Genomic DNA, 14,177 nt, shown 5'->3' with positions numbered 1-14,177 from the left:
ACGGTGTTCACAATCTCCTGTGGGAGCGAGCTTGCTCGCGATGAGGCCAGCCGCCACGGCACCAATTTTGAAGGTAATGCACCATGCTCCAACTCATCCTGGGCGGCGCCCGCTCCGGCAAAAGCCGCCTGGCAGAAAAACTCGCCGCCGACAGCCAGTTGCCCGTGACCTACATCGCCACCAGCCAACCCCTGGACGGCGAGATGAACGCCCGTGTCGCCCAGCACCGTGCCCGGCGCCCGGCCGAATGGGCGCTGGTGGAAGAGCCCGTGGCCCTGGCCCGAGTGCTGCGAGAACACGCCGCGCCTGGCCGCTGCCTGCTGGTGGATTGCCTGACTCTGTGGCTGACCAACCTGCTGATGCTCGACGCCCCCGAATCATTGAATGCCGAGCGCGAAGCCTTGCTGGACAGCCTGGCCGCGCTGCCCGGTGAAATCATTTTTGTCAGCAACGAAACCGGCATGGGTGTCGTGCCGCTGGGCGAGTTGACTCGCCGTTATGTCGATGAAGCCGGTTGGCTGCATCAAGCCCTGGCCGAACGTTGTCAGCGCGTCGTGCTGACCGTCGCCGGCCTGCCCCTGACTCTCAAAGGTAGTGCGTTATGAATCACCGCTGGTGGCTGGACCCGTGTAAGCCCCTCGACACCCAGGCCCTGGAACAGGCCGCGGCGCGTCAGCAACAATTGACCAAGCCGGCCGGCTCCCTCGGGCAACTGGAAACGGTTGCGGTGCAATTGGCAGGGCTGCAAGGGCAGGTCAAGCCGAGGCTGGAGGCCGTGTCGATCGCGATTTTCGCCGGTGACCATGGCGTGGTGGCCGAAGGTGTGTCGGCGTTTCCCCAGGCCGTCACCGGGCAGATGCTGCTCAACTTCGTCAGCGGCGGCGCGGCGATCAGCGTCCTGGCGCGGCAGTTGGGGGCGGCGCTGGAAGTGGTGGACCTGGGCACCGTAACGCCGACGCTGGACTTGCCCGGTGTGCGTCATCTGCGCGTCGGGCCCGGCACGGCGAACTTCGTCCAGGGGCCGGCCATGACCGTGGCCCAGGGCGAGCTGGCGTTGCAGGCCGGACGCGACAGCGTGTTACGGGCCGTCGCCGCTGGCAGCCAGTTGTTCATCGGCGGTGAAATGGGCATCGGCAACACCACGGCCGCCAGTGCCCTGGCTTGCGCCTTGCTCGATTGCCCGGTGGCGCACCTGGTCGGCCCGGGCACGGGGTTGGACGTGGCCGGTGTCAATCGCAAGGCCCAGGTGATCGAACGTGCCCTGGCGTTGCACGCGGCCCAGTGCAACGACCCGTTGCAGACCCTGTTCAACCTCGGCGGTTTTGAAATCGCCGCCCTGGCCGGTGCGTACCTGGCCTGCGCCCAGCAGGGCGTCGCCGTGCTGGTGGACGGGTTCATTTGCAGCGTCGCCGCGTTGGTGGCGGTGCGCTTGAACCCTGAGTGCCGGCCATGGCTGCTGTTCAGCCATCGCGGCGCCGAGCCCGGACATCGCCATGTGCTGGAAACCCTCGGCGCCGAACCGCTGCTCGACCTCGGCCTGCGCCTGGGTGAGGGCAGTGGCGCGGCGTTGGCGGTGCCGTTGTTGCGCCTGGCCTGTGACCTGCACGGGCAGATGGCGACGTTTGCCGAAGCGGCCGTGGCGGACCGTCCGGCATGACCTTGCGCCTGGACCTGCTGCGCCATGGCGAAACCGAGTTGGGCGGCGGCCTGCGCGGCAGCCTCGACGACGCCCTGACCGCCAAGGGCTGGGCGCAGATGCATGCGGCGGTCGACACGGGCGGCCCGTGGGATCGGCTAGTGAGTTCGCCGCTGCAACGTTGCGCCCGTTTCGCCGAGCAGCTCGGTGCCCGCCTCGGCGTGCCGGTGCAATTGGATAAGGACTTGCAGGAACTGCATTTCGGCGCCTGGGAAGGGCGCAGCGCGGCGGCGTTGATGGACACCGATGCCGACGCCCTGGGCCGATTCTGGGCCGACCCCTACGGCTTCACGCCCCCCGATGGTGAGCCGGTGCTGGTGTTTTCCAGCCGGGTGCTGGCCGCCGTCGAACGCTTGCACAGCGCCTATGCCGGGCAGCGGGTCCTGCTGGTCAGCCACGGTGGCGTGATGCGCTTACTGCTGGCCCAGGCCCGGGGCCTTCCCCGCGAACAACTGCTCAATGTCGAAGTCGGCCACGGCGCGTTGTTCGCCCTGCGGGTGACGTCCGGCCCGACCTTGACGGAAGAGGCCTGAGTCGATGCTGCCGTTCTGGATCGCCCTGCAATTTCTCAGCAGCCTGCCAGTGCGCCTGCCGGGCATGCCCGAGCCTGAACAACTGGGCCGCTCATTGCTGTTCTATCCGTTGGTAGGGTTGTTGTTCGGCGGCCTGCTCTGGTTGCTCGACGCGCTGTTGGCCGGGTCGCCTGCGCTGCTTCACGCCGCGCTGCTGCTGACCGCTTGGGTCCTGCTCAGTGGTGGCCTGCACCTCGACGGCCTGGCCGACAGCGCCGATGCCTGGCTCGGCGGCTTCGGCGACCGCGAACGCACCTTGCTGATCATGAAAGACCCGCGCAGCGGACCGATCGCCGTCATCACCCTGGTGTTGGTGCTGCTGCTCAAATTCACCGCGCTGCTGGCGCTCATCGAGCAAGGCCAGTCCCTGGCGCTGCTCATCGTCCCGGTACTGGGGCGCGGCGCGTTGCTCGCTCTGTTTCTGACCACTCCTTACGTGCGTGCCGGTGGGTTGGGGCAGGCGTTGGCCGATCATCTGCCTCGGCGCGCTGGATGGCGGGTGTTAGCTGGATGTGCGCTGGGTTGCATGCTGGTGGCGGGGGGGAGTGGGATACTCGGGCTGGTGGTTGCCTTGGGGGTGTTTGTTGGCTTGCGGCGGATGATGCTGCGCAGGCTCGGGGGATGTACCGGGGATACGGCTGGGGCGCTACTTGAATTGCTGGAGATGGCGGTGTTGGTCGCAATTGTGTTGGGCTGACAGGGGCTACGAGAACACTGTGCGTAAGAACACCTGTCAACTCTGACAGTTTCGTCGTGATCGAAAAAAGCGCTTACTTCGTTCCAGTGCAGAACGACGGGAGGCGTCTGGGCAGTGCCCACTAATAATCGGTCTGCTTTTCGAACTGAAGCGCCATGGGTGTCCATGGCACAAAGTATGAATACGGAGAGCGAGAACATGGCTGATTCAGATAAAAAAGAGCAGTCGGCGTCATCAAATGAGAGCGGAGCCGGCGGGCCCGCGCCGTTTGTGGTACAGGATCCGGTTGTGGAGCCTCCTCCGTTAGGGGGGTTGCCACTAGGGCTTATCCGCAGGTCAGACCTGGATAACGGTCTGACGACAACAATCCAGACTTGGGGCAACGAGATACCGAACGGGTATACGGAATATTTCCGGCTGCAGATTGCAAGAGGGACGAGTAGCGAGTGGGATTTGGTACAGGAGCATCAGTTCACAGGGGGCGCTAACTGGGTGCCGCTGGTGTTCACTATCCCCAGTGCTTTCCTGTTGGACCCGGAGCACGAAGGCACTTTCAGTCTGCGCTACGAGCACGAGAACTTAGGCGGGGTCTTAGATTGGTCTGGACGCGCTTACATCCACATCGATAAGACTCCTCCAGGCGGTACGCTTCCTCCAGACCCAATGACATTCACATTCGTGCCGCCTGTTACCGATGATACGTTTGGCACGGATGACTATCTGGAAGCGACAATACCTCCCTGGACTGGCGATCAAAAGGACGTGTTAATCGCGTTCGGCTGGATAAAAGGAGAATTGCCCGAAGACCCTGCTGATATCGACCTTATCGTTCAGCCTATTGATCCTGCGGTCAGCAGGGTAATACAGATTCCCAAGAGCAAGTTCATCGAGGCCGGGGACGGCAGGTGTTGCGGTGGCTATGTACTGATCGACAAGGCCGGTAACCCTAGCCCTCTGTCGAAATATGAACTCATCTCGGTTGCGCTCGATCCGTGGCCTGTTCCACCATTGGACGAGCCCACGGCTGCGGATGCCACGGGCGGAGAGCTCATTCGTTCGGATGTTGTCGATGGGAACGTGCTGGTCAATGTGCCTTATGTCGACAAGGGCAAGAACACCGATATCGTTGTCGTCAAATGGAACACTAAGGAAATCACTCCGGGTACGCCTTTAGGGAGCAACCCTGCGAGCGGGACCAACATCCCCGTGCCCTGGTCGACTATCTGGGAAGAATACGGCAGCACTACGACTGGCGTGGTGCCCACACCACTGTCCTACACGGTATTTCGAGGGGTAGAGCCCTTCCCATCAGATGTAGCAACCGTACGGTGCAACTTCTCCACCACCGGGCCGGAAGACCCGGATCCGGAACCTGGCAACGATCTATTGGAGCCGGTCACGGTGGTAGGGCTCTCGGGCGTTGACAATGTGCTGGTGCCTAGCGACGAAGATCAAGATATCTTCGCCTATATCAAACTGGTTGCACCGCTGGTCGATGATGACACTTATCAAGTCCTATGGAATGGCACTCCCATCGGCCCCCCCTATGTGATCGATGTCAATAATGATTCGGCTGGGGACGTCATTGAGATTCCACTCGATTGGGACATCATCCGCCTAGAAGGCCCCAGCGCGACCATGCCGGTCTGGTACGAGTTAACCAACGCGAGCCACGTCAACCCGGGAGAGCCGAAGGAACGCACCCCAGTCCAGATTGACTTCCTGGTTAACCAACTGCCGCCGGCCATCCCTCAGCATGTGCATCCAACCAATGGCTTTGTGAACTGTGATTCATTGCGCTGGAATGCGGCTGGAACAAGCTACGGCATCGAATATCTGATTCCGCCGAGTCCCTATCTGAAGGTAGGCGACGATGTTGCAGTGGAATGGAACGGTTATACGAACTTTGCGAACCCGGTGCTGGTACCTGGCACAAATAAAACCCAGACGTTCACCAATATCACCGAGGAACAGGCCACTAACGGGATTATCTGGCTCATCGAACCTTATGCCACCCATCTCCTGCCTGTCTGGCAGAGCACTTCCCAGATAGGAAAAGGCGAAGTGAGCTATACGATTCCAGGGAAACCCGTTGTAGCAACGCCTACGGATGACAGGATAGTGTTATCGCAGGGCGAAGGTACCTGCAACGTCCCAACGAGGCCGACCCCTTGAGATGCAGTTATCCAAGTAATGCCAGTCACCCAGACCAGGACGTCTGGGTGATTGGCATCAGGAAAAGTTAGGCTCGTTCCTAAGATTGGCGTCATCGGTTGTGCAGATAAATTCAGAAAAGTCCTACATACCACGGAATCGACGATCTGTAGCCTGCGCGGCCTTCTGTATCCCAATCGCCACAGGGTGCCTGTATGTCCACGCCTAGATCTTTCACGCTGCGTCCGTTGCTCCGAGCCTTGAAGCTGTTGTCCATCCCACCTCTGGTGCTATTCGCAGAGGTAGGGTACGGGCGGGTCCTCATTCCGGGTGAAGTCGTGGATATCGACAGCACCACCGTAACCGATAACTATGTCTTGAATGGCGAGTCGACATTGAACGCCAATGGCGCCCAGACTCGCGATATTACCGTCAACAATTCCACCCTGAACCTCGACGGTACCAGCGTCCAGGCAACGAGCGCCAATGGCGTTCAACTGAACGCCGGTCGTGCAAACATCAGCAGCAGTCAGATCACCAGCGACCGGATCGGTCTGGCAGTCAGTCGCGACTCCGCAGCTACTCAGGGATCCACCGCGACGGTGAGCGACAGCACCATCATCGGCGCAACGACCGGTGTTTCGGTCACCGGCCTGAGTGAGCTGACACTGGTGCGCTCAACCGTGAAGGGCTCGGGCGCCAATGCCGCCGGCCTGCGGCTGTTCGGCGGAACCGCCACGGTCAGCGACAGCACTATCTCCGGTGCAAGGAACGGTATTGAAATCGGTGGTGATGCCAGCGTGAGCGAACCCTCCACGTTGAACCTGGACGGCACCCATGTCGAAGGCCTGAATGGTTCGGCCATCGTCGTCGATACCTTGGGGTTGGGGGCAAGCGCCGCCAATATCTCAGTGGTCAACGGCTCCACGCTGTCGGCCAGCAATGGCATTCTGATGGACGTTCGCCGTGGCGCCGAGGGCAATTTGGGCGTCAGCGGCAGCACGCTGGTGGGCGATATCGTCGCGGACGACAGCAGTACCGCCAATGTGCTTCTGGAAAATGCCGCGACCCTGACCGGGAACCTGCAGAACGTGAAGGACCTGGGCATCAACAGCAACGCTCGTTGGGTCATGGTCGGTGACGGCGAGGTCAAGAACCTGGTCATGAATGGCGGCGCCATCCAGTTCGGCAATCCGGGCGAATTCTTCAAGTTGAACGTAGAGACCCTGTCCGGCGATGGCGGCACGTTCTACATGCACACCGATTTCAAGACCGGTCAGGTCGACACCCTGACGGTGGCCGGCAACGCCACCGGCGACCACACCATCGCCATGGACTCCAGCGGTTCCGAACCGGTGGGTGCCGGGGCGATCCCGGTGGTCCATATCGGCGGCGGCGACGCGACCTTCACCCTGGCTGGTGGCGAAGTGGACCTGGGGGCCTATTCATACGACCTGATCCAGCAGGGCAGCAACGACTGGTACCTCAACACCGCCTCGCGCACGATCAGCCCCGGTACCCGTTCGGTCATTGCGCTGTCCAACGCCATGCCGACCGCCTGGTATGGCGAACTCAGCACCTTGCGCAGCCGTATGGGTGAAGTGCGCATGGATCATGGCAAGGCCGGCGGCTGGATTCGTGCCTACGGTAACAAGTTCAATGTCAGCGAAAGTGCCGGCGTCGCCTACAAGCAGGTCCAGCAGGGCTTGTCGTTTGGTGCGGATGCGCCGTTGCCGGTGGGTGACGGACAATGGCTGGTGGGCGTGCTGGGTGGCTACAGCAAATCTGACCTGGACATGAGCCGAGGTACCAGCGCAACGATCGACAGCTACTACCTCGGTGCCTACACCACCTGGCTGGATGAGCAGAGCGGCTACTACTTCGACGGTGTGCTCAAATTCAACCGGTTCCAGAACGAGTCTGACGTGCAACTGAGCGACGGCAAGAAAACCAAGGGTGACTACGCCAGCAATGCCGTCGGGACCTCCCTGGAGTTCGGTCGTCATTTCAAGCTGGCTGACGACTATTTCGTCGAGCCGTTTACCCAATTGTCCGGCGTGATCATCCAGGGCAAGGACTATGAGCTGGATAACGGTCTCTCGGCAGAAGGCAGTCGCACGCACTCGCTGATGGCCAAGGCGGGCGCGACCGTCGGGCGAAACTTCACCTGGGATGACAAGACCGTGCAGCCGTACTTGCGCGCCGCGTATGTGCACGAGTTTGCCAACAATAACGACGTGAAGGTCAACGACAACACGTTCAATAACGACCTGTCGGGATCCCGGGGTGAGCTGGGCGCAGGCGTTGCCATGACACTGACCGACAAGGTCTCGATTCATGCCGATTTCGATTACAGCAACGGCAACAAGATCGAACAACCGTGGGGTGCCAACGTGGGCGTGCGCTATCTCTGGTAGTGCTCGCTGAGCAGGCAAGCATGTCGGACGCCGTTCCGGCATCGTCCCTTCGCGGCATTCGAGTGTTCATCAGGATTTTGCCTCCCGGCCATGTCCAGGGGGCTGATAATCAGCAAAGGAGAACATGAAAATGTCATCGACCAAGTCCGACTTGCTCCCTCCTACCATGACGGCCCCTTGGACACGGCCGATGCCTTTGGCGGATGTTCCCGGTGGCGAGCACAACCTGCTGCATCGTTCAGCCTGGAGCGACCCGGCCAACCCTTTGAGGGTCGAATTCAAACCCTGGTATGACGACCCCCCGCCAGCGGGAACCGAGCGAGTCGATGTTTTTCTGAACGATGATGAAAGCAATATCATAGGGTCCGACCAGTGGACCTTGCCTATGGATCCGGGCGATTACTTCGTCGAGATCAGTGCCGACAGATTACCTTCCGGCGAGCATACCCTCAGCTTCATCATGACCAACTTCGCTGACGTGTCGGCGCGATCATTTCCCTTCACCGTGACCGTCGATAAGTCCCCACCAGTGCTGGCTTCTGACAGCAAATTGGTTTTCCCTCCCGAAGTCCTGCCTCCCAACAAGCTCACCGCCCGCTACCTGGAACAGAACGGCGATGCAGTAACAGCTGCTTTACCCCGATATACCGACCCTCGACCCTGGGATCGAATTACCTGGTTCTGGGGCAACAGCCCGGGCACCCAGGATCAGGGTGGCATCGTCGAACTCACCGACCAGAACTACGCTGATCCCGTAGTGATCACGATCCAGGCGGATCTGATACAGAATCGGGGCGATGGCTGGCGCTACGTGTGGTATCAGGCGCAGGATCGTGCAGGCAACCTGAGCCTGCGTTCCGAGCCGGTCGAGCTCGATGTGGCCGCCACGCCTATCCCGCGCACCTTGCCGCCTTCTTCGGTCAAGCAAGCCCAGGGTGGCGCCTCGAGTGGCGTATTGAAACCGCTCGATGCGGTCAATGGCGTGACGGTCGTCATTCCGCCAGAGGCGGTCATCTACGATGGGGAGGGCGTGTTCGTACAGTGGGCCGAGCCGGGTACGGTCGGCGCATTTCGTACCGACATTCCGGACCCAGCAGGGTCGCGGGACTACAAGATCCCCAAAGACAAGATCGCTCAACACCTGGGCAAGACAATCCCGGTGAACTATGAAGTGTTCGAGCCCGGCATTGTCGAGCCGCACAGGTCGAACACCTACAGTTTGCGCTTCGAGGAGTTGACAGGCTTGCCTACGGTGCAATGCGACAAGGTTTCGGGCGGCAAGTTGAGCCTGGCGAGCATTGCAAATGGAGGGTATGCCAATTTCACCCTTGAACGCTGGAGCTTCATGGCCACCGACCAGTTCCTGACGATCGAGGTCAGGGGGGTGGACAGCAGCAATCAGCTGGTGAGGATTCCGGTGCTGACGGAATTCCCGGTGCCGGAGGTGACCCAGACCCTACCCGCCGGGCGAATCTCGAAGACCGACCTGCAACGTCTGAAGATCGGCAATGCGCTGGACGTGCGGGTGAGTGTGAGTTTCGATGCCAAGCAGACCTGGAAGACTTTTCCGACGTTGACGCCGACGTTGATTACTTGAGGTTTCGGATCGGAGGATGCCCAAGACTTCGGCGGCAAAACATTGTTTTGTCACCGAAGTCCATAGGATGGGGTTTATTGGCGCACAGGTGTCTTAGTTGCCACGCCGTGAAGGAACTTCCACGCTCTGGGCTGTTGAGATATTGGGATATGACGGTTAAATCCCCACGCATTAGCTTTGTTCCTTATTACTTGCACATAGCGCTCCGCATCCACTGTTACGTATGGGTACCTGTTGCCTGGGGTGGCGCCAGCACTTCTAGTATTGATAAGTCTTGGTCTAGGAATTGTGAGAGCTGGAGCGTTTGTCGGAACAGCAGCTGGAGCCGCAGATGGAGCCGTTGGCGAACGTGCAGGTGTTGCTTGCGGAGTGGCTCGCGCTACAGGTTTTGCGTTGACCATGTTCGATGATTGGGTAAACCTATTGGGTACTAACCCGCTGACAGGTTTGGTCTTAGCAACGGCGCCAGTTGCTTTTCCGTATATCGACTTAAGTCCTTTGTAAGCACCTTGGACAACAAAGGGGGCGGATGCAACCAATGCTGCATACCCCAGATATTGTCCCCATTTACCCGCTTCCTCATTCTGATTGGCGACTGCCACCGCACTGGAGATTGTCGAGCCGGCTGTGAGTGCGGTTGCAGTCAGCGCCAGGACGAACGCAACGGAGGCGGGGCCTGAAGCGCCCAATGTGGCAACAGTCGTAATGGCCCCAACGACAACAAACACGGCTCCGATTGCCACGGAAATCCAGCCTTCCAAGCTGCTACCGCTCGACGGCAGGGGAGTATCCTCGTCCGACCGTCGCAACCTGCCACTCCAGCCGATCGCCTCGTGCCCGGTGGGGTCACGCAGGGCAATCGGGTTGCCCAGGCAGTAGGTATAAGGATTGACCCCGCCGCTGCCAAACGGGCTGAGGGAGTCCGGACTGTGGAAGCGCATCAGGTTCGGGTTGTAGGCCCTGTAACCCTGGCCGAGCATGTACCAGCCATTGGCTTGTTCCCGGATTTCACCGTTGAACGCCAGCAGGCTTCTCAGGGGGTCGTCACTGTGGCGTTCCCCGTACGCGTTGTAGACGGCTGTGCGTAGGTCGCGTTGCTGGCTTTCACCGATGACACTTTGGCTCGGGTCGGTGAGCAACAGCAAGGTCTGTGAGTCGTCGGCGGCCTGTTGCCCCAAGGGGCCGTCGGTGTGATAGAGAAAGTGGGTCTGCTGGCCGTCCTGGTCGACACTGCTCAGCTGTTCGTCCTGATAGAAGCGCAGGACTTCACTTTCATTGCCTTGTTTCGACGTGAGCAAATGATCATGACTGTCGTAACGGTACTGGCTCACGACCTGGCCCGCGGAGCTTTCGACATCCACCAGGCGGCTCTGGCTGTCATAGATCAAGCGTTGACCGCGCTCGTCGTTGAGTTGGCAACCGTTGGGGTCGTAGCTGAAAGTCGGATTCCCGGTCGCTCTTGCCGGCGTGTACGTGATGCCCTGTAGCTGGCAGGGGTTATCGTCTGCGTAGGTGAATATTGCCCGTTCGGTTGAAGCATCGGCGAATGTCGTCAGGACGAGCTTGATATTGTCCAAGGCATCGAACGCGAAGACTTGTCTGATGATCTCCCTCCCTTCGTTGTCCCTGGGTAACGTGGTGCCCTCGCACTCGTGTTTGACCAGTCGCCCACGGGGGTCATAGCCAAACGTCTCCTTGAGCAGGTTGACCCCGTCCTGCTGCAGGTGCCGACTTTCCAACAAGCCGTCGACCTGCCAGGTTTGCGTCTGAGTGTAGGGTGGCAATTGGTTCAAGGTCAGCGTGCGCAGTACTTCACGACCTTGATCGTCATACTGTAATTGCGTCACCAGCGTGCTGTCCGCCGCCACGTCCGTCGTGGTGGTGCAAAAGAGCTGGCCCATGCTGTTATATTCGAACGCGGAGTGGAGTTGGCCCTGGCTGATGTTACTCACTCGCCCGGCTTCGTCGTAGTCATAGACGGTGTCCAGCCCGGCGCTATGCGCTTGTTTCAATTCGGTGCGCTTGAGCGGACGGCCTTGCATGGAACTCGCATGCAGGGTCTCCCAGGCAGTGTTTCGATTGTCGACCCAGCGCTCGACGCGCAATTGATTGGAGGTGTTGTATTCGTATTCGCGGCGCCCCTGTTCGTTACGTGCCTGGGTCAGGCGCGAGCTGACCGAATGATAGGTGAAGCCAGTGTTTTCATCCGGAGCGCTACTGCTGATGGGCTGGTCGGTGAGGGCCAGATTGTAGTTGTACTCGATGGTATCGTTAGCTGGCGTGATCCTGGTCTTCACCTGCATCTGGCCAGCGTCATAAGTGTAGCGCTCCGTGCGCGTGCCGATCGTAGTCCGGGTCAGGCGTCCCAAGCCATCGAACGCCTGGGTGCCCACGCTTGTTTCGTCTGCGCCATCACCGCTGACGCGCAGGTCCACCGGCAACTCCAAGGTGCTGTGGGCTGCATAGGTGCGCTTGACGATACTGTCGTCGGGCAGCGTGCTGCTGATCAGGCGCGACCAGGCGTCATAGACGAATTCAGTGGTGTATTTCGCGGCATCCGTGTGTTGGGTGCAGCGGCCCAGACCGTCGTAGAGGTAGGTTTCGGTCGCCATTTCCTCCTCGGCTGCATCCAGGGTCTGGACCTGCGTGGGCTTGCCGAATGGGTTGAGCCAGGTCTCGCTCAGGCCGCTTATCATGGGGGATGGTCCGGGGCTCTGGATCCAGTTGCGCTGGATCGGTCCCTGGGACTCCGGTGTTCCGATCGGGTCCAGGCTTTGATGGACCTCGACTCCGTCGGGACCCACCACGTAGCTTTGCTGTGCCCAGTCGTCATAGTAGAACGTGCTCTTGAGCGCCCGCGATTCTCCGTCCAGCCAGTCATACTCGGTTTCTTCAGCCAACTCTCCCCAGGCGTTATAAATGGCCGCATAGGTTTGGCGGATCCTGCTCGAGTCGGCGCTATCGAGATGATCGCTCTCTTGGAAAATCAAACGGCCCAATCCATCGAGCACGCTGCGTGTCTTGATTCTCCTGGCGTCGATGCTCACATGCTCCGCCTGTTGCCCACGCGTGGAGCTGAGGATGTATTCATAATCGCGGGCGGCCGTGAAGGCAGTGTTCGGGGCGACGACTTCCCTCGTCACTCGATTCAGGATGTCATAGTAATAATGGGTTTCCACGCCGTCTTCGTGAGTCGATAATTCTTGCGAAGTGAGCCGCGAATTTTGTCGGACGATGGTTTTGCTAGCGTCATCGAACATCGTGCTCAGCGTTTCCGTGGTTTGCAGGACGGGTACGCCGAACTGAGGGCTGTCGAATTTACTGTAGTCATAATCGATACGGGTGGAATAGCCATTCAAGGTCGTCGTCTGACAGCAAACGTGCCCATGCAGGAACGTATCGGTCGAGTCGTCGATATGCTCGAAGAGCGTTTTTTCCAGCTCGGTTTCGGTGGTCCCGAACTGCACCAGCGTCTGGCTTTCGAGCGTGAGCCATTTCTTTAACGGTAGGTCTTTCGAAGTGCTGTCGCCTACTTGCGACAACTCTTTATAGCGATAACGAGTACTCAGCGTCGGGGCTTGGCCATTAGGTGACGGAGGGGGGGTAACGGTTTGTTCCTTGAGGTTGCGTACAAAACCCTCGGGGTCGGCTGGACAGCCATCGTCACCCAAGGCGGAGTACCAGATGTTGGTTTCAATAACGCCGTCGGCTCGGACCTTCACCCGCAGGTTGCCAAACGTGTCATAAGTGTTGCTGACGGTTTCGCTGCGCCGGCGGTTCGGGTTGTTGAGCAGCGACCAGCTAGTTTTCACTGTCTTGGGTAGTTGGCAGTATTTGGGTTGCTGATCGAACTCGGCGTTCGGCGTCAGGTAATACGTGGTTTCGACCGTCTCGACATTATTGTTCTGAGTAGTCGTTTCGCGGGTCAGCAAATGGAACTGGTTGAACTTGCGCTCGATTTTTCGCACCGGACGCGGTTCCGGTTCCGCGTCACCCTGGACCCACAGGGTTTCGATGCATACGTATTCGTAGGTGCCAATATATTTGTAGAGATTGTCCAGGCCGTTATCTTCCCAGGACATGCGCAGGCCGCCGCCCAGGAAATTCTTCTCGCTTTCCCCGGGGTCTTCACTTTTGTAGGTGTAACGGACATCGACCTGCGGCTGGTCGAAGCCCGGGTCAGTGAGGTGCCGGGTCACCCGGGGCAACGGTGTGCGGCCGCTGTTGTCCGGGAACTGGTGGCCGTCGTCCTGATAAAAGATTTCCTCCCGTCCGCCGGTGGGCGTTTCCACCCAGGTAATGCACAGATGATCGCGGATACGGCTGTAGCCAAAACGCCAGGATGCTTCGTTTTCGGTCGGCAGGCTGATGCGGCTGACATATTTATCGGAACCTTCCAAAGTCATGGCAAAGCGCCCCAGCGGGGCACTATCGGGGCCGGCCAACGGCTGCAACAATACTTCAATGAACGTGCTCTCACGGTTGACCGTCAGCAGGGTCTGCTCCGCGTCATCCTTGACCCATGCCAGTATCTGGTAAGTGCCGCTAAACGGCGCGTAGCCGAGCGTGACCTTGTGCCCGACGGGTGAGCGAATCTCAACGGGCAAGGCCACCGCGTTCTGTGAACTGCCCATCACTTCGAGTATCTCGACCAGGCCGGACTTATGTACGACCCGGTAATGGCTGTCGTCCTCTTGGTAGAAATGAAAACTGTCGAGTTTTTTTTCCTTCATCACCAGCTGACCGCTGTCGGTGTCGCTGCCGGTGACCTTGAAGGTCTCCCCCGTGCTCAGGGCCAGGACCTGATTGGCGGGGGTGTATTGCGACAACTGCAGATTCCAGCCAAAACCGTAGCCACTGTCTTCGGTATTCAGCGAGCTGTACGCCAGCGCCAAGGCAAAACCCGGGCCGCGTAAATCATTGGTTTGGACTTCGGGGAAGTTAATCGATATCGAGTAGAGACCGGTGCGAGGATCCACACCATTCTTTACAGAGCTCATGAAGTTAAGCGCATTGGAATGCAGCGAGCTGGCGACGGACATTG

General features: G+C 59.6%; 8 protein-coding genes. 7 read left to right on the top strand and 1 reads right to left on the bottom strand.

The genetic code is table 11. The features are described 5' to 3' along the window. Positions 1–83 precede the first annotated feature (83 nt). From cobU to ACMTA2_RS24900, 7 genes are all read left to right on the top strand, one after another. Entirely contained in the window at positions 84–605 is a 522-nt protein-coding gene (gene cobU, locus ACMTA2_RS24930; protein ID WP_413792201.1) for a bifunctional adenosylcobinamide kinase/adenosylcobinamide-phosphate guanylyltransferase, read from the top strand. Further along, positions 602–1,657, top strand: a complete 1,056-nt coding sequence (gene cobT / locus ACMTA2_RS24925) for a nicotinate-nucleotide--dimethylbenzimidazole phosphoribosyltransferase (protein WP_413792200.1) — start codon at positions 602–604, stop codon at positions 1,655–1,657. The genes cobU and cobT overlap by 4 nt, the downstream gene beginning before the upstream one ends. Next, positions 1,654–2,229, top strand: a complete 576-nt coding sequence (cobC, locus tag ACMTA2_RS24920; RefSeq protein WP_413792199.1) for an alpha-ribazole phosphatase family protein — start codon at positions 1,654–1,656, stop codon at positions 2,227–2,229. The genes cobT and cobC overlap by 4 nt, the downstream gene beginning before the upstream one ends. Before the next feature lie 4 nt (positions 2,230–2,233). Further along, positions 2,234–2,965, top strand: a complete 732-nt coding sequence (locus ACMTA2_RS24915) for an adenosylcobinamide-GDP ribazoletransferase (protein ID WP_413792198.1) — start codon at positions 2,234–2,236, stop codon at positions 2,963–2,965. A gap of 198 nt (positions 2,966–3,163) precedes the next feature. Then, complete coding sequence (locus ACMTA2_RS24910) at positions 3,164–5,140, top strand: hypothetical protein (protein ID WP_413792197.1); 1,977 nt, start codon at positions 3,164–3,166, stop codon at positions 5,138–5,140. A 194-nt stretch (positions 5,141–5,334) separates the two neighbouring features. After that, on the top strand, positions 5,335–7,536 hold the full coding sequence (locus tag ACMTA2_RS24905; RefSeq protein ID WP_413792196.1) for an autotransporter outer membrane beta-barrel domain-containing protein: 2,202 nt from the start codon (positions 5,335–5,337) through the stop codon (positions 7,534–7,536). A gap of 130 nt (positions 7,537–7,666) precedes the next feature. After that, on the top strand, positions 7,667–9,133 hold the full coding sequence (locus tag ACMTA2_RS24900) for an Ig-like domain-containing protein (protein ID WP_413792195.1): 1,467 nt from the start codon (positions 7,667–7,669) through the stop codon (positions 9,131–9,133). 74 nt (positions 9,134–9,207) lie between these two features. On the opposite strand, the gene ACMTA2_RS24895 is transcribed toward ACMTA2_RS24900, so the two are convergent. Next, positions 9,208–14,175, bottom strand: coding sequence for an RHS repeat domain-containing protein (locus tag ACMTA2_RS24895; protein WP_413792194.1), 4,968 nt, complete (start codon positions 14,173–14,175; stop codon positions 9,208–9,210). Positions 14,176–14,177: the final 2 nt, after the last annotated feature.

The organism is Pseudomonas medicaginis, from assembly GCF_965119365.1.
Lineage (GTDB): Bacteria > Pseudomonadota > Gammaproteobacteria > Pseudomonadales > Pseudomonadaceae > Aquipseudomonas.
This window is presented reverse-complemented; position numbering and strand designations above follow the sequence as displayed.